The 16988-nt window shown below is 60.3% G+C and carries 16 protein-coding genes; 4 read left to right on the top strand and 12 right to left on the bottom strand.

From position 1 onward, the window contains the following. Nucleotides 1-11: 11 nt before the first annotated feature. The 4 genes from MMB48_RS08535 to rpmB all read right to left on the bottom strand — a co-directional run bounded on the left by MMB48_RS08535 (nt 12) and on the right by rpmB (nt 1497). Nucleotides 12-269 carry a type B 50S ribosomal protein L31 gene (locus MMB48_RS08535; RefSeq protein WP_012578243.1) on the bottom strand — a complete coding sequence of 86 codons (258 nt, stop codon included), beginning with the start codon at nt 267-269 and terminating at the stop codon, nt 12-14. A 126-nt stretch (nt 270-395) separates the two neighbouring features. Then, complete coding sequence (gene rpsN, locus MMB48_RS08530; RefSeq protein ID WP_012578242.1) at nt 396-701, bottom strand: 30S ribosomal protein S14; 306 nt, start codon at nt 699-701, stop codon at nt 396-398. 218 nt (nt 702-919) lie between these two features. Beyond that, the gene (gene rpmG, locus MMB48_RS08525; RefSeq protein ID WP_012578241.1) at nt 920-1090 is read right to left on the bottom strand and encodes a 50S ribosomal protein L33; all 171 of its coding nucleotides are present in this window, start codon (nt 1088-1090) and stop codon (nt 920-922) included. 170 nt (nt 1091-1260) lie between these two features. After that, nucleotides 1261-1497: a 50S ribosomal protein L28 gene (rpmB, locus tag MMB48_RS08520; protein WP_012578240.1), complete on the bottom strand. Its 237-nt coding sequence runs from the start codon at nt 1495-1497 to the stop codon at nt 1261-1263. A 50-nt stretch (nt 1498-1547) separates the two neighbouring features. Between rpmB and MMB48_RS08515 the strand changes: the two genes are divergently transcribed. The 4 genes from MMB48_RS08515 (at nt 1548) to MMB48_RS08500 (ending at nt 7672) form a co-directional block, all read left to right on the top strand. Further along, the gene (locus MMB48_RS08515; RefSeq protein ID WP_032744460.1) at nt 1548-2318 is read left to right on the top strand and encodes a hypothetical protein; all 771 of its coding nucleotides are present in this window, start codon (nt 1548-1550) and stop codon (nt 2316-2318) included. 337 nt (nt 2319-2655) lie between these two features. After that, nucleotides 2656-3579, top strand: a complete 924-nt coding sequence (locus MMB48_RS08510) for a metal ABC transporter solute-binding protein (RefSeq protein WP_032744459.1) — start codon at nt 2656-2658, stop codon at nt 3577-3579. A gap of 258 nt (nt 3580-3837) precedes the next feature. Then, a complete protein-coding gene (locus tag MMB48_RS08505; protein WP_032744458.1) occupies nt 3838-5913 on the top strand; it encodes an LTA synthase family protein in 2076 nt (691 codons plus the stop codon). 109 nt (nt 5914-6022) lie between these two features. Then, a complete protein-coding gene (locus tag MMB48_RS08500) occupies nt 6023-7672 on the top strand; it encodes an aldehyde dehydrogenase family protein (RefSeq protein ID WP_032744457.1) in 1650 nt (549 codons plus the stop codon). Between the two features lie 374 nt (nt 7673-8046). Here MMB48_RS08500 and purD read toward each other — a convergent pair whose 3' ends face one another. The 8 genes from purD to MMB48_RS08460 form a co-directional block, all read right to left on the bottom strand. Further along, entirely contained in the window at nt 8047-9315 is a 1269-nt protein-coding gene (gene purD / locus MMB48_RS08495) for a phosphoribosylamine--glycine ligase (protein ID WP_032744456.1), read from the bottom strand. Between the two features lie 26 nt (nt 9316-9341). Next, complete coding sequence (gene purM, locus MMB48_RS08490; protein WP_032744455.1) at nt 9342-10379, bottom strand: phosphoribosylformylglycinamidine cyclo-ligase; 1038 nt, start codon at nt 10377-10379, stop codon at nt 9342-9344. Nucleotides 10380-10500: 121 nt separating this feature from the next. Further along, entirely contained in the window at nt 10501-12012 is a 1512-nt protein-coding gene (gene purF, locus MMB48_RS08485; protein ID WP_032744454.1) for an amidophosphoribosyltransferase, read from the bottom strand. Nucleotides 12013-12213: 201 nt separating this feature from the next. After that, a complete protein-coding gene (locus MMB48_RS08480) occupies nt 12214-12999 on the bottom strand; it encodes an amino acid ABC transporter ATP-binding protein (protein WP_032744453.1) in 786 nt (261 codons plus the stop codon). Beyond that, nucleotides 12996-13883 (bottom strand): amino acid ABC transporter permease, encoded by an 888-nt coding sequence (locus MMB48_RS08475; protein WP_032744512.1) that lies wholly within the window; start codon nt 13881-13883, stop codon nt 12996-12998. The genes MMB48_RS08480 and MMB48_RS08475 overlap by 4 nt, the downstream gene beginning before the upstream one ends. 109 nt (nt 13884-13992) lie before the next feature. Further along, nucleotides 13993-14856 carry an ABC transporter substrate-binding protein gene (locus MMB48_RS08470; RefSeq protein ID WP_012578230.1) on the bottom strand — a complete coding sequence of 288 codons (864 nt, stop codon included), beginning with the start codon at nt 14854-14856 and terminating at the stop codon, nt 13993-13995. A 205-nt stretch (nt 14857-15061) separates the two neighbouring features. Next, a complete protein-coding gene (locus tag MMB48_RS08465; RefSeq protein WP_032744452.1) occupies nt 15062-15532 on the bottom strand; it encodes a cupin domain-containing protein in 471 nt (156 codons plus the stop codon). A 73-nt stretch (nt 15533-15605) separates the two neighbouring features. Continuing rightward, nucleotides 15606-16979: an amidohydrolase family protein gene (locus MMB48_RS08460; RefSeq protein ID WP_032744451.1), complete on the bottom strand. Its 1374-nt coding sequence runs from the start codon at nt 16977-16979 to the stop codon at nt 15606-15608. Nucleotides 16980-16988: the final 9 nt, after the last annotated feature.

Raw genomic sequence — 16988 nt, 5'->3', positions numbered from 1 at the left:
TGTGCGGCGAATCACTTGCGCCCGTAACGAGCGTTGAACTTCTGCACCTGACCGGCGGCGTCGATCACCACATTCTTGCCGGTGTAGAACGGGTGGCTGTAGCTGGACACCTCCACATTGACGAGCGGGTAGGTGTTGCCGTCCTCCCAGTCGATGGTCGGCAGGTTTACGGCCTTGGCCACCAGTGTGGACTTGGTGAGGAAGTACTTGTCGGCGGAGCGGTCATAGAAGACCACGGGGCCGTATTCGGGGTGGATGCCCTCTTGCATGGTTATGGACCTTTGGTTGTGTGGTGTTGTGTGGTGATATGGATGAGAATGGCGTCGGACGCGCGGGTGGAATCCGGTGAATTGAGATGGCCTGAGACGGCCTGACGGCCGGTTGTGCCGGCCCGATCACCAGCTGGATTTCACCACGCCGGGCAGTTTGCCCTTGTGTGCCTTCTCACGCAGATTGATACGTGACAGGCCGAACTTGCGGTTGTAGGCGCGCGGGCGGCCGTCGATGGAATCGCGGTTGCGCAGACGGGTGGGGCTGGCGTCGCGGGGGAGGGCCTGCAGCTTGCGCATCGCCTCGGCGCGTTCTTCGGCGGTCAGATGAGGGTTGACGCTGTCGCGCTTGTATTCGGCGCGGCGTTCGGCATACTTGGCGACCATGCGTTCGCGCTGCAATTGTCGGTTGATCTTACTGGTTTTGGCCATGTCCGGCTCCTTGATAAGGCTCCGGGGCGCGGGAATCGCGCCGGCCGGAGCTGGGACGAGTGCATTCGTTCATTGGGCGCATGCCGCAAGGTTCGGAAGATGAGTTCATGAAATGGTGATAGAGGAAACCGCCGGAATGCCAACAAGGAAACGATTTCGGCGGGTGCTTAAGCCTCTTCCTCGCCTCGCGACTGGTGTCCAATGAACGAACAGATGGATTAGCGGGTCTCTCGGAAGAGCACCCGTTTGCGGACTACCGGATCGAACTTGGTGAGCTCAAGACGGTCCGGCGTATTACGACGATTCTTGGTGGTGGTGTAGGTGAATCCGGTGCCGGCCGTGGACTTCAGGGTGATGACCGGGCGGATTGCGGAGGATTTGCTTGCCATGAGTGGTGCTTTCTATGTGTGGGTGTCACGCTGTTATGTCACGTATGTCGCGTACGTCGCGGTGCCATGTGGGTGATGCAGCTCGTTAGCGCGGTTTGTTGCGCGGTTACGCGCCGGCACAGTGGCGGGCCTACTGACTGCCCGAGCATGGGGGTGATGCCGTGGCCGGTTCAGTTGACGTTCTGATCGCGGCGGATGCGGGCGATCGCCGCCTCGATGCCGATGCGGTCGATGGTCTTGATGCCCTTGGCGCTCACGGTAAGCGTGACGTGCCGCTGCAAGGACGGCACCCAGTACCGCTTGGACTGCAAGTTCGGGGCGAAGGTTCGGCGTGTTTTCCTGTGCGAGTGGGAGACGCGGTTGCCGACCCCGGCGCGTGTTCCCAGAATTTGACATGTTTTGGACATGCCTGCAACTATATCATAATGATAACCATTATCAAATCAGAAAGGCTGTCATGATACATCCGGCATTGCAATCACAGGGAAACGCGGAGGGGCGCACGCCCGTGGTGCTGCTCGCCGGCGCCGACCGCCTGAGCCTGGACTCCGTGGCGTTCTCGTTGGTCGATTCCTTCCCGTCCGTATGCTCGATTGCTTATGACGTGCGCCCGAACGAAGCCGTGGAATCCGGTCTCGATATCGTGCGCAACGTCGCGAAGCCCCAGGCAAGCGGGGTGGTGTTCGGCGAGTCCGATTCGTTCGGGCTCGAGGGGTGCTGCATGAGCTGCACGGTCAAACATGACCTTGAATGGACGCTCGGATCGCTGCAAGGGCGGGCCGGCGCGTTTCTGGTCTCGCTGCCTGTGGGCCTTGAGGCCACGCCGGTCGCGCAGTATCTGGCCGATTCCTTCCGTCTCAACGAGTGGGGTGAGTCGATGTTCGTGGGTGCGGTGGCCAATGCCGTAGGCCTTGACGAATTCGAAGAGCGATTCTTTGACGACGACCGTTTGTGCCTGTACGGCATGGGCGAGGAGAACGGCGTCTATGACGAGCGTTCGACCGGCGTAGTGGTCTCCCGCCTGATCCGTGAGGCCTCGTGCGTGCTCGAATTGCCGGTCATTGGTGCCGGTTGCCTGGCATGCCATTTGGATACAGACGGGGAGTGCGCCTGCCGCGACATCATCCGTGCAATCGCCTTGCGTGATGCGCTGGTCTGTGAGGATGCCCACACCGTGGGGCTCGTCGACCTGGTGCAGGCGTCGGTCTGTGCCGCGATGCCGTTGTGACATGTGCGGCAAACGGCAGAACCCCCGCGTCCGAACGAAGGTGGCGCGGGATTTCTGTCGTTTCCGAGGCCTTAAATGGCAGAACCCCGCGCGGGTATCGTTCGGACGCGGGGATACTGCCGTTTCGTCTGCCGAAAACGGCGGGATCCCGCGTTGCCGTCGTCGGGGCGCGGGATTTCCGCCAGCAGCGCGGGTGTGCGCGTGCAACACGCCGATATAAATGCAAATGATAATAATTCTCAATACATGTTATTCTGTCGTGTGGGTGGCCGAGCGATGATGCAGCAACAGCAACATCGCCCAGCCAAACAGCTGAATTAGAGAGGAAAATCCAATCATGTCCATCATGTCCAACGCCAAGCGCGCGCTCGCCATCGCGGCCGCCTCGGCGACCCTGTTCTCGATGGCCGCCTGCGGTTCCAGCAATGCCGCCGGCAGCAAGTCCGATTCCAGCAGCGCCGCGTCTTCCGGCAAGATCGAGGTCGTCGCCTCCATCAACCAGTGGGGTTCCGTGGCCGAAGACCTCGGCGGAAGCAACGTCGAAGTCACCAACATCATGGCCAAGACCAACGTCGAGGCGCACGATTACGAGCCCACCAGCCAGGATGTCGCCAAGTTCGGCACTGCCAAGGTAGCCGTAGTCAATGGCGCCGACTACGACCCGTGGGCCACCAAGGCCGCCAAGTCGACCAAGGCCACGCTGGTCACCGCCGCCGAGACCACCGGCATCAAGGAAGGCGACAACCCGCACGTCTGGTTCTCCGCCAAGGTGCGCTCCAGCACCGCCGACGCCATCACCGCCGCCTATCAGAAGGCCGACCCGAGCCACAAGGACGACTACGCCAAGCTCAACAAGGATTGGCACGCCAAGGAAGACCAGCTTGAGTCCAAGATCAAGGAGACTTCCGCCAAGACCGAGGGCCTGCCGTACGCCGCCACCGAATCCGTGGCCTGGTACCTGGCCGACGACCTCAAGATGACCGACGCCACCCCGAAGGGCTACGCCCAGGCCTCCGCCAACGAGAGCGAGCCGACCCCGGCCGACATCAAGGACTTCCAGGACACCCTGAAGGCTGGCTCCATCAAGATGCTCGTCTTCAACAGTCAGGAAGCCACCTCCACCACTGACCAGATCACCGGTGCCGCCAAGGACGCCAGCGTGCCGATCGTGGAGCTCACCGAGCAGATGCCGAAGCAGTACACCAACCTGCTCGACTGGATGAGCGAGCTGGTCGACCAGTTCGCCGCCGCCGTGAAGTAATGCGGCAGTAGCCGGCAATCCGCAACAGCGATAAGGGAAATAGCCAAGTCAGATAGCGAGGCGTTGTCTAGGGGAGAACAGAACACTTCGCTATCAGGGAAGGCTCCTTATATATCAGGGTGCTTCGGGGATGTCCCGAGGCACCCTTTGCGTTAGGGTGAATAGTTAGGAAACGGTAAGAAAATAGTGGAACTATGGATTTTCCAAAGTTCAGTGGCAACAATATGCACTTGAAAAGTCACATACGGAAACAGGCGAATGAGCGAGAACACTAGTAGTACCACCACAGTGAAACCCCATTTCAAGCTTTGGGCCAAAAAGGCCGAAGCCAATGAAGTCACGCCCCAGCACCCCCACAAGCCCTTCCCCGGCTGGGTGTACGGCGTGCTCTTCGTTATCTTCGACATCATCGTCGTGACGGCGCTCGAAGTGGGCGTTTCGTCCAGCTCCACCCGCGTGCAGCTGTCCAGTCCGACCGTCGGATTCGGCTTCGTGAGCAAGATGTGGACCGACGGCAATTTCGTGTTCGTGCTCAACGTGATACTTGTCGCGCTGCTGTACCTTATGCTCCTGATGCTGCTCAACCGGTTCTGGGCGTCGAGCATCGTGATGCTCGCGGCCGGGATCATCGTGGCCGTCATCGAGCATTTCAAAATCGAGATCCGCTACGAGGCCATCCTGCCCGCCGATCTCGGGTTCCTCGGCTCCAATACCGGCAACATGCTCACCTTCGCCCCGGCCGGCGCGCACGTGACCATCCTCATCGCGCTCGCCGTGTTCGCCGTGCTGCTCGTCCCGGTATTGGCGCTGCGTTACGTCGACGGGCGCAAGGGCCGCATGATTCAAACGGATGACCGCCGTCTGAACCTCACGTCCCGTCTGATTCTGCTGCTGCTGCCGATACTCCTGTTCACGTTGTACTGCATGCATGTGAGCACCACCGATTCGCTGGCCAACAAATTCTCCAGCGCCTTGGGAGACACGCCATCCATGTGGGATTCCGTGTATGACGCGCAGCGCAATGGCCCGCTCGTGGCCTTCACCCGCCAGCTTGACCCGAAGATCATGGACAAGCCGAGCAACTACTCCGAGGAGACCATGAAGAAGGTCGCCGCTCGCTACCAGAAGAAAGCGGGGACGATCAACGCCTCCCGCACCAATAATCTTACTGATTCGACAGTGGTGTACGTGCTGTCCGAATCCTTCTCCGACCCGAGCCGCGTGCCGGGACTGAAGACCAGCAAGGATGCGATGCCCAGCATCCGCAAGATCAAGGCGGGCACCACCTCCGGCCTGATGCTCTCCTCCGGCTACGGCGGCGGTACGGCCAACCTCGAATACATGGGACTTTCCGGCCTGAGCATGGCCAATTTCGATTCCTCCCTGTCCAGCCCGTACCAGCAGCTGGTCCCGAGCCAGCATTGGACCCCCACCATCAACCAGATGTGGGGCGCGCCCGCCAACTCGCTCGGCTATCATCCGTACGAATCCAGCATGTACTCGCGTGCCACGAACTACAAGAAGTTCGGCTTCTCGCACTTCTACACGTTGACCGGTCCGGACGTGATCAAGTATCAGGACAAGATCGACGAGTCGCCGTACGTTTCTGATAAGTCTTCCTATGATTCTGCGCTGGAAGGCATCAAGTCCGGCAAGACGAACAAATTCATCCAGATCATCACCATGCAGAATCACATGCCCTACCACGAGTGGTATGAGAATAACGACTACACCGCCGAATCCACCACGGGTACGCCGCTGGGTGATGATGAACAGCAGTCGATTGAGACCTATCAAAAGGGCGTGGAGATTACCGATCAGGCCACTCAGGAGTTCCTGAATGAACTGGATGCGCTGGATAAGCCCGTCACCGTGGTGTTCTATGGCGACCACTTGCCGGGCATCTACTCGTCCGCCAGTGAGGATGACAATAATTCCCTGGCCCTGCACCTGACCGATTACTTCATCTGGTCGAACAAGGTCTCTGGTTCCCAAGGCAATAAAGCAAGTGATGCAGCCTACTCCTCGCCGAACTTCTTCGTGGCGCAGGCCGCCGATCACATGAACGCCAAGGTCAGCCCGTATCTGGCGTTCCTAACCGAGATGCATTCCAAGATCGCCGCCATGGAACCGCCCGTGGTCAACAAGATCCAAGGCTGGGACCGTATCCCCGAAGGCCAGAGCATCTACCTTGATCAGAACGGCAACCCGATGTCCACCGATGACTTCGACAAGGAAACCAAGCAGCTGCTTGCCGACTACAAGCTCATCCAATACGACATCACTGCCGGCAAAAACTACCTCAAAGACACTGATTTCATGACGTTGCCGTAAACCCGGGCGGCGCGCGCCGGCGCGACGGCGGGACGCGGGCGCGATGACGTACGATGGGTAGGTCGGCACCCGGGAAGACCATTCCGGGGGTGTGTGGGAAGGAAGCGTCATGGTCAATGTGGAATTCACCCGGCTACGTCACGCCTATGAATCAGGCCGCACCCGACCATTGGCTTGGCGGCGGGCGCAATTGGATGCGCTGCGCCGGCTGGTAACGGACAATCGCGACGCCTTCGCATCCGCGGCCATGGCCGATTTGGGCAAACCCGCGGCGGAAACCATACTGATGGAGCTCAATCTGGTGGCCAGCGAGGCGAAGTTCGTCCGTAATCGGCTCGGTTTATGGGCCGCTCGCCATCCCAAGGCAATGCATTGGATGCTGCAGCCCGCCGTCGGCTGGACGATCGCCGAACCCAAAGGCGTGGTACTCATCATCTCGCCATGGAACTACTCGGTGCTGTTGGCTCTGGAGCCCATGGCCGACGCGCTAGCCGCAGGCAATGCCATCTGTCTGAAACCCTCTGAGCTTTCGCCGAATACCTCGCGTCTTATCGCCGAACTCGTGCCGCAGTACCTTGACCCCGAGGCCGTGCGCGTGGTCGAAGGCGGGCCCAAGGAAACCGGCGAACTGCTGAAGTGCCAGTTTAACCATATCTTCTACACCGGCGGCGGTCACGTCGGCAAAATCGTCATGCGGGCGGCGGCCAAGCACCTGACGCCGGTCACGCTGGAACTTGGCGGCAAATCACCGTGCTTCGTGGACCGTACGGTGGATATCAATGTGGCCGCACGACGTATCGCATGGGGCAAGTTCACCAATGCCGGACAGACCTGCGTGGCACCCGACTATGTGCTCGCCACGCCGGATGTGGCCGAGGCTCTGGCCGAGCGCATCGCCGTAGCCATCACCGAATTCTATGGTGAAGATCCGAAAGCCTCGCCTGATTTTGGTCGTATTATCAACGATCGTCATTTTGAACGACTGTGCAAGCTATTGCCCGTCGGCACCGTGCCGCCTGAGGAGCCGAGCTCGCCGCTGGTGCAGGTGGCATCGGCGGTAGGCGCGGCCATGGATATGGTCGGGCGGCGCTTCAATGTCGTGGCTGCCGGACGCGGAAGCGCGGGGGAGACAGCCGGTGGCGGTGCCGGTAGCGCGAACAATGCGGCGAAGCCGGCGGCCGGTTCGAATACGGCAGCCGCTGATAGTGATGCGACTGCCTCGGCCGCTGTCGAGCCGAGCGAGATTCACAAGGTGCCCGGCGTGTTCGACCCGGCCGGTCGAATCGTTTGCGGCGGCAAGGTCGATCGCGCCGCCCGATATATCGCGCCCACCGTACTATACGGCACGTCGCCAGATGCGCCGGTAATGAAGGAGGAGATTTTCGGGCCGATTCTGCCGATTCTGGTGGTCGAGGATGCCGAGTCCGCAATCCGATTCATCAACAAGCGCTCTCGACCGTTGGCTGCGTACGTGTTCTCGCGCGATCACGAGGTGCGGCTGACTTTCGAACGTCAGACCAGTTCCGGTGCTCTTGGATACTCGCTGCCGTTGGGCCATCTGCTTTCCAGCCGACTGCCGTTCGGCGGTGTGGGCGATTCCGGTATCGGCGCCTACCGCGGCAAAGCAGGCTTCCTCACCTTCAGCCACGTCAAAACCGTGGTTACCAAGCCGCAGTTCCCCGACACTCTGCGCCTCGTGTACCCGCCCTTCAATGAAGCCAAGGCCAAACTGTTCAACATCATCGCCAAATTCAGCTAGCGTGATATCGCTCGCTGATATTGGGTGATGGCGTTGTCATAGTGACGTTCGCTGTCCCGGCAGCCACGTCAATCGATTGATTCGTGTACCGGGCCAGATTTTTCTGTCCTGGTATTTGATTTCGAGTCATTTTCTGCTTACCGGGACAAAACTGACGCCGAAAGTATCGTCCGCGTATTACGAAAATGGCGGAATAGTGCGGTTTTGCATGGAAGGGAATTCCAAATATTCCTATATTCGAGGTGTTCAACTGTCCTGGTTTGCGGAAAAGAGCCGAAATCGGCTACCGGGACAGAAAAATCTGGCCCGGTAGCCACGTCAATCGATTGACATGGCTACCGGGCCAAAAATATGCGGCAGATGCGCCGCTTCTGCTACTTCAGGGCTTTGAAGCCGATGTCGTGGCGGTAGAACAGTCCGCGCAGCTCGAGCTTGTCGATGATCGCGTAGACCTTGTCTTGGGCGGAGTTGATGTCCGGGGCGGAGGTTTCGACGAGCAGGACACGGCCGGAGTTGGCAATCAGACCACCCTTGTCGTCGGAGGTGACGTCGGCATAGTAGACATGCGAATTCTCGTCGACCTCGATTTCGGGCACACGGGCACCCTTGATGACATTCTCCGGGTAGCCGTTGGAGGCGATGACCACGCCGAGGGTGGCGTTGGACTCATTCCACGTGAATTCGGGGGTTTCGCCGTCGAGAATGGCGGAGATGCCGGCACCGAGGTCGGAGGTGAGCTTCGGGAGCACGACTTCGGTTTCCGGGTCGCCGAAACGGGCGTTGAATTCGATGACCTTCGGGCCGTCGGCGGTGGCGATCAGGCCGGCGTACAGGATGCCGGTGAACGGCGTGCCTTCCTCGGCCATGCCTTCGACGGTGGGGCGCACGATTTTCTCGATGGCCTCGTCGATCACGGACTGCGGAATCTGCGGCACCGGGCTGTAGGCACCCATGCCGCCGGTGTTCGGGCCCTCGTCGCCGTCATGGGCGCGCTTGTGATCCTGCGAGATCGGCATCGGCCAGAAATCGGTGCCGTTGACGAAACTCATCAGGGAGAACTCCTGACCTTCCAGGAAATCCTCGATGACGACCTTGGCGCCGGCGGCGCCGAAGCGGTGGTCGATGAAGATGTCCTCGAGCGCGCGCTGGGCGGTGTGCTCGTCCATGGCTACGGTCACGCCCTTGCCGGCAGCCAGACCGTCGGCCTTGATGACGATCGGGGCGCCATGCTCGTGCACGTACGCCTGCGCCATCTCCAGGTCGATGAAGGTCTGGTAGTGGGCGGTCGGGATGTCATGACGCTCCATGAGCTGCTTGGCGAAGTTCTTGGAGCCTTCAATCTGGGCGGCGGCCTTGGAGGGGCCGAACGCCTTGATGCCCGCGGCGGCGAAATCGTCCACGATGCCTTCGATCAGCGGGACTTCCGGGCCTACGAATACCCAGTCATAGCCATTATTCTTCACGAATTCGATAAGTGCGGCGTGGTTCGACTGGCTCAGTTGCGTGGTATGGATGCCGTCCTTGAGCATGCCCGGGTTGCCGGGAGCCACGGTGACCTCATCGACGCTCGGCGCTTTGAGCAGCGTGTAGGCAATGGTGTGCTCACGCGCACCGGAGCCGATAACCAATACTTTCTGACCCATGTTGTTCCTTTCCTGCGGAAAGCGAGTTACTTCAGTACGATTTGCGTGCCGGTGGTGTCGGCAGTGATCTGGCCGAGCACGTAGGCGGGCTCGTTGTTGTCGGCGAGCAGCTTCAGCGCCTCGTCCTTGCGAGCGGGGTCGATGGCCAGCACCATGCCGATGCCCATGTTGAAGATGTTGTACATCTCCTTGTGATCGATGTTGCCAGCCTTCTCCAGCACGTCGAAGATCGGGAGCACAGGCCAGGTGCCGAGCTCGATCTCGGCGGCCAGGCCGTCCGGGATCATGCGCGGGATGTTCTCGATGAAGCCGCCGCCAGTGATGTGGGCCACGCCCTTGACCACGCCCGCCTTGAACAGCGGGGAGAGGGCCTTGACGTAGATCTTGGTGGGGGTGAGCAACACGTCGCCGAGCTTTTCGCCGCCCAGCTCGTCGAGCTTGGTGTCCACGGTGTAGCCAGCCTGCTCGAACAGGGCCTTGCGCACCAGGGAGAAGCCGTTGGAGTGTACGCCGGTGGAGGGCAGGCCGATGAGCACGTCGCCTTCAACGATGGTGGAACCGTCCACGATGGCGGACTTTTCAGCAACGCCGACCGAGAATCCGGCGAGATCGTACTCGTCCTCGTCGTACATGCCCGGCATTTCGGCGGTTTCGCCGCCGACCAGCGCGGAACCGGCCTGTACACAGCCGTCGGCCACACCGGCCACGACCTGCTCAAGCAGTGCCGGGTCGTTCTTGCCGCAGGCGATGTAGTCAAGGAAGAACAACGGCTCGGCTCCCTGGGCGGCGATGTCGTTGACGCACATGGCCACGCAGTCGATGCCGATGGTGTTGTGCTTGTTGGCCAGCTTGGCGACCATGAGCTTGGTGCCCACGCCGTCGGTGCCGGAGATGAGAACCGGCTCCTTGTATCCCAGGGAGGCCAGGTCGAACAGACCGCCGAAACCGCCGATACCGCCAACTACGCCAGGGCGGTTCGTGCGGGCCACGTGCGACTTGATACGCTTGACGACTTCGTACCCGGCTTCGACGCTCACGCCGGCGTTCTCATATGCTTTTGGCATTTGGTTGGCCTTTCTACTTATTTTGGCTCCGCTCTCTGGAGGGGGGCCGTCGGCAAAGCCGACTGAGGGGAGGCAAGCGCCTCTGGTTCAAAGAATTGTTATTGAGTGGATTGGTGGTGAGCTATTCGGCTTCCGGCTGCACGGTGTTGTACTCGTTGCCGATGTACTTGCTCTTGTACAGCGCGAATTCGGGCAGGCGCACGCGGTCTTCGGGCGTGAGGGATTTCAGGAAGTCGGTCTCATAGTCGTCGAGCGCGGTGGGGTAGTCGCCGTTGAAGTAGGCGACGCACAGGCCTCCGTAAGGGGCGTCGGCGTTCAGGCCGATCGATTCGACCAGACCGTCCAGCGACAGGTAGGCCAGCGAGTCGGCACCGATGTATTCGCGGATCTCCTCGACGCTTTTCTCGGCGGCGATGAGCTCCTTGGTGGTGGAGATGTCGATGCCGTAGAAGCACGGGTACTTGAGCGGCGGCGAGCTGATGCGCATGTGCACTTCGGCGGCGCCGGCCTCGCGCAGCAACTGGACGATGCGCTTGGAGGTGGTGCCGCGCACGATCGAATCGTCGATGACGACCACGCGCTTGCCTTTGACCACGCCGCGCACGGCGGACAGCTTCATGCGCACGCCCTGCTCGCGCAATTCCTGTGTGGGCTGGATGAACGTACGGGCCACGTACTGGTTCTTGATCAGACCCATCTCGTTGGGCAGCCCAGCCGCTTCCGCGTAGCCGGAGGCCGCGGACAGGGAGGAGTTCGGCACGCCGATGACCATATCGGCCTCGACCGGGGACTCCTGCGCCAGACGCGCGCCCATGCGCTTGCGGGCGGAGTGCACGTTGACGCCGTAGATGTCGGAATCCGGACGGGCGAAGTAGATGTATTCCATCGAGCAGATGGCCAGCTGCGTGTTGTTGGTGTACTGCACGATCCTGTAGCCGTGGTCGTTGACCACCACGATTTCGCCGGGGCGAATGTTGCGCACCAGTTCGGCGCCGACCACGTCGAGGGCGCAGGTCTCGGAGGCGAGCACGTAGGCGCCGTTCTTCATCTTGCCGAGGGAGAGCGGACGGAAGCCGTTCGGATCGAGCGCGCCGATCATCGCGTCCTCGGTCATGAGCAGGTAGGCGAAGCCGCCGTGCACGGTGTTGAGCGCTTCCTTGAGCTTGTCCATAAAGGTGCGCTGCAGGGAGCGACGGATGAGGTGCATCAGGACTTCGGTGTCGGAGTTCGAGTGGAAGATCGCGCCCTCGTCCTCCAGCTTGCGGCGCAGCGACGGGCAGTTCGTCAGGTTGCCGTTGTGGCACAGGGCCACGTCGCCGTCGTGGAAGCGGAAGATGAACGGTTGGATGTTGTCCGTGGTGCCCGAGCCGGCCGTGGCGTAGCGCACGTGACCGATGGCCCGGTCTCCCTTGAGTCGTTCGGTTTCGCGCTCGTCGCTGAATACCTGGGTGAGCAGGCCGAGTCCGCGATGGCCGGTCAGATGGCCGTTATCGTTGGAGACGATACCGGCGCCCTCCTGACCGCGATGCTGCAGCGCGTGCAGGCCGAAATAGGTGAGTCGGGCGGCGTCAGGGTGGCCCCACACGCCGAAGATGCCACATTCCTCGTGAATGTCTTCGAGTTCAGCCGACAAGCCAAAGCTCCTTTTTCAAACAGGGGATTAACTATCCGTCAACCCTACCAATCGGCGGCTACATCGCGTGTTGTGGGGTGGTGGTGAAACTTGTTGGGGTTCGCGGACGCGGTTTAAGCACCAGATCAGTGGAGTGTGAATAGTGGTTTAGTATTTTGGCCTTTCGGCGTATGAATCCGGTGCTTGTTCTTCGGCTTCGTCTCAGTGCCTAAAATGGCTGAAAAACTCGATGGTCTCGGGATCCTGCGACTCGTCCATCACCTCGGCGGGTGTGCCGTTCTCGGCGATGACGCCGTGACGGAGCAGTACGATGCGGTCGGCCGCGTCGTGGGCGAAGCTCATTTCGTGCGTGGCCATGAGAATTGTGGTGCCTTGGGCCTTTAACTCGGCAACCATGTTGAGCACTTCGCCGACCAGCATCGGATCAAGAGCAGATGTGATCTCGTCAAGCAGCAGCAGTTCCGGGTCGGTCATCAGTGCGCGCGCAATCGCCACGCGCTGCTGCTGGCCGCCAGAGAGCTGATCAGGGTAGGCGCTGGCTTTATCGCGCATGCCGATGCGTTCAAGCAGTTCCATAGCGCGGGTTTCGGCGCGATCCTTGCTCCAGTGGTGAACCTTGATTGCGGCAAGGGTCACGTTCCTGAGCACCGACATGTGGGGGAAGAGGTTGAACTGCTGGAACACCACGCCGATACGTGCGCGAATCTTGTCCTGGTCGGCACGCGGGTCGGTGATATCGGTATTGCCCAGCCAAATCTGGCCGTCATCGACCTGTTCAAGCAGGTTGACGCATTTCATCAATGTGGATTTGCCCGAACCGGAAGGCCCCAGCAAAGCCACCACCTCATGTTGGTGAATGTCAAAGGAAATGCCACGCAGCACCTGCGTGTTTCCAAAGGATTTGCGCACGTCATCAAGACGCAGCACCGTCTTGTTGCTCACGGGGGAGTCACTCGCCTCGGTGGTGATATTGGTTATTCCGCTCATACCGTTCCTCCGCTGAGTTCGCGTTTACGCAGACGTTCCGTGTACCAGTCGTTCAGCAGGATGAACGGCACGCTCATCAGGATGAACAGCAGGCTGGCGACCACATACGGCGTGAAGTTGTAGGTGCTGGCCACGTCGATCTGTGCGGCGCGCACGGCATCCACCGCACCCAGCACGGAAATCAGGCCGACGTCCTTTTGCATGGAGATGAAGTCATTCATCAGTGCGGGCGCCACTTTGCGCAATGCCTGAGGAATGACGATCAGTCGGGTCGTCTGGCCGGAGGTCAGGCCCAACGAGCGGGCCGAGGCTCGCTGAGAAGGATGTACGTCGTTAAAACCGGCACGCAGCACCTCGGAGACGTAGGCGCTGTATCCCATTACCACTGCAATGGTGCCGAGTACCGAGGGATCGATACGGCCGAACAAGCCTAGGCCGGGAATGCCGAAACCGATTAGATACAGCACGACGATAATAGGCACGCCGCGCATCACAGTCGTGTAGATCAATGCCAGGATACGCAGCGGGAACAGAATAGGGGAGCGGCTGGTGCGCACCAATGCGATCAGCGTGCTTAGAATCGCCACGCCGACCACTGCGACGAGCAGAACGCGGATGTTGAGCCATAGGCCGTCAAGCACATGGGGAAACGATTTGACGAAGTATTCGCCGGAGAAGAAGGTCTCCTTGACTCGTGGCCAGCCGGGGGAGAGCTTCAGGCCGATGACGATGACCACAACGAACACAATGGTGCTGATCAGACTGGTAATCGTCGATTGAATTTGCTGATGAACACGATATTGGCGTCGTTTGAGCTCGACCTGACTTACCTCGTGTCCGTCAGGGGCATTGTGCTGCCTGGTTTCGGTTGGTGCTGCGGTCATGTGATGAATGTCGCTCGCTTCCTGAATGCCGGAATGGCCGGGTGTCACAGGAAAATTTCCGCAGCGCCCGGCCAAGGTGTTGTGACCTTATGATGTGAGCCTACTCCACTTACTTCTTCAGTTCGGTCAGGTCGGTGGTGTACTCGGCCAGCCACTTGTCCTGAAGCTTCTTGATGGTGCCGTCGGCGTTCAGGTCATCCACTGCCTTGGTCACGGCTGCAGTCAGCTTGGAATCCTTCGGCAGCACGATGCCCATGCCGCTCTTGTCTTCGGAGTCAGGCAGACGGCCGAGCACCTTGGCGTCCTTGACCTGCTCGGACTGCACCATGTACACGCATTCCACGGTGCTGGTGACCAGTGCGTCGATTTGACCGGCGTCAAGTGCCTGAGCCAGTGCGGCATCATCATTGAACGTCTGGATGTCGTCCTTGATGTTCGCCTTGGCGTAGTCGTAGGCAAGGGTGCCGACCATGACGCCCACGGTCGCATTCTTCAGATCGGATACCTTGGTGGCGTTGGCGAACTTGCTGTCTTTCTTGACCACGACGGACTGGCTGTCGTTGTAGTAGCTGGACGAGAAGTCAACGGCCTTCTTGCGCTCGTCGGTGATGCCGAACTGCTGGATGTTGAGATCCCAGTCCTTGGCGCCGGGAGCGATGGCGGTGTCGAATGCGGTGCGGGTCCACACCACGTCGCTCTTCTTGAAACCGAGCTTGTCGGCCACTGCGTAGGCGACGGCCGCCTCGTAGCCCTCACCGCTTTCCGGCTTGTCGTTCATAACCCACGGCTCGTAGGCCGGCTGTCCGGTGGCGATGGTCAGCTTGCCCGGCTTGTACGTCTGCTGGGTGATGTCGTTCGAATCGGCGGAATTGGATGCGGTGGACTGGCCGGAACCGCAGGCTGCGGTGAACGACAGAGCCAGGATGCTGGCGGTGGACGCAATGGTACGGACGATGTGTTGCTTATTGAACATGGGCTTCCTCTCCTCAAGTGTTCGTCATGCACACGGTTCAAAGTCGTGCTTGATGCATGCGCGCCAATTGTATGGCTATTGGGTTACTACAAAACGGCGATATTCTCGGATGCTGGTTATCTCCATTGCTTATGGCCGGCTAGAGCCGCGCAATCTGGCGCGTAAGCGAACGAATATCTCATATTGGCGCAGAGCGAAATGGCGTTCACTGTTCGAGTGTGAAGCCGTCGAATACGAATCCCGGACTGACCACACAGGAGACCAGCGCATCGCCCTGGCCAGGCACTGTGCGCTGCCAGACGCCAGCCGGTACGACCGCATGTCCCGATACGGTTACGTCGGCCTGATCGGTGGTGATGCCGGAACCCAGGGTGATTACGGTTCGCTTGGATTCGTCGGATTCCGGAGTCTCGCCGCTGCCGCCGAGTTCCAGCTTGACCGATGCCGGGCCATGCCACAGCCAGACCTCATCCGCATCGACCTTATGCCAGGTGCTGGCATCTCCCTCGGGCAGCAGGAAGTAAATCAGTGACGATAGCGGTCGGCCTGAGGCCTCATCCGTGTGCGGGGATTGCCAGTCACGCGTGTACCAGCCGCCTTCGGGGTGGGCTTCCAGTCCAAGGCGTTCCACTATGGACCGGGCGTATGGACTCATGTCTTGCAAAGCGACGCTCATAATGAGATCTCCTGTTCTTGGCGGGTTTGCTGGTTTTGGCTTCTTGATATCAGGTCAGGTCAGGTCAGCGGTGTCACCAGATGTTGTTGTAGGCTTCGCGCCCGGATATCACCGTGGCTCGGTTCGTGCCTGCGCCGTGCTTCACCAGTGTTTCCAGCGTTTCTTCGATGCCGGCCGGAGATGATGTGTCGACGGGGATGTCGAAGAACGCGAAATCAGCCAATGCGCCCGCGTTGATCTGTCCAATGCGGTTTCGGCCCACGTGCATGCCCATGGAGGCGGCACCGCCCAGCGTCATCATACGAATCAGGCGATGTGTCAGATCGTCGCTGGCATAGCCTTGTTCGCGGGCCAGGCCGTAAAGCATCGACACGTCATCAAGCAGATCGAGGGTCGGCGTGCTGGAGAGCGAATCGGTGCCCACGCTTACCAGATTACCTTCCTCGAGGTATTCGCGCACCGGTGCATCTTTGCCGGTGTTGGTAATGCGATTCGATCGGGGGCACAAGGCCACGCCCACGCCGCGCTGACGTAGAATACGCCGATCCTCGCCATTGGCCCACACGCCGTGTGCAATGTGCACATCCGGGCCAAGCGAGCCAAGCTGATCGACGAACTGGATGGCGGAGGCACCTTTGCCCACGTCCTTGAGCTGCCGGTAGCTTTCCCAATCGTGGTCACGCCAGTCGGACGCCGAATAAGTGGTGAGCACCGGCGGATAAGTGCCGGCCTCGAGCGGGGTCTCCGCCAGATGGATATGCAGTCGCATGTTCAGCTGACGAGCAATGTCTGGAAGATCAACGAACGGTTCGGACTCCAGCGTATACGGAGCATGCGGGCTGATGCCGAGGTTCGGCAGCTGCTCCTCGTTCATCCGTCGCAACTGCCGGATGAGCTCGGTGCGGCCCTTTTCCATCCATTCGTCGTTGTGCCAGCCCATTACCTCCCAATAAGCGATGCCGTGCATGCCCTGCGAAGCCAGCGCGCCGGCGGCGTCCAAATCGGTGACGATGTCTGCGGCGGCCGTCGTTCCCGATTCGACCATCTGGCGAGCACCGTCCTCGGCCCACTGCTTCCATGGCTGGGTCTTCTGCGCCTCGGCGTACACCTCGTTGAATGCCAGTTCCCAGGCGCGGAACCGATCGTAGGTGCCTTGCCCGACCTGCACCATGCCGCTGTACTGCAGATGAGTGTGCGCGTTGACCAATCCGGGGGTGAGCACCCCATCCCAATGCCGTTCACGGATGGTGCCGTGAGACGTCATTTCCTGCTTCAGCGCCTCCAGCACCCAGCGGCGTTTACCTACATGAACCACGCGGTCGCCATGTATGGCAACTGCGCCATCGATGATGACGGGGCCCGTCACGGGGATGATGAGTTTGGCGGAATACAGTGTCACATCATCGATAAGCTCGGTATCGACGGTCGGCCAGGTGTTGTCGGTCATATTCTCCTC

Origin of the sequence: Bifidobacterium sp. FKU, assembly GCF_026016385.1 — a bacterium.
GTDB classification, from domain to species: domain Bacteria; phylum Actinomycetota; class Actinomycetes; order Actinomycetales; family Bifidobacteriaceae; genus Bifidobacterium; species Bifidobacterium infantis.
The sequence above is the reverse complement of the archived record's forward strand: the minus strand, read 5'-3'. Positions and strand labels throughout refer to the sequence as shown.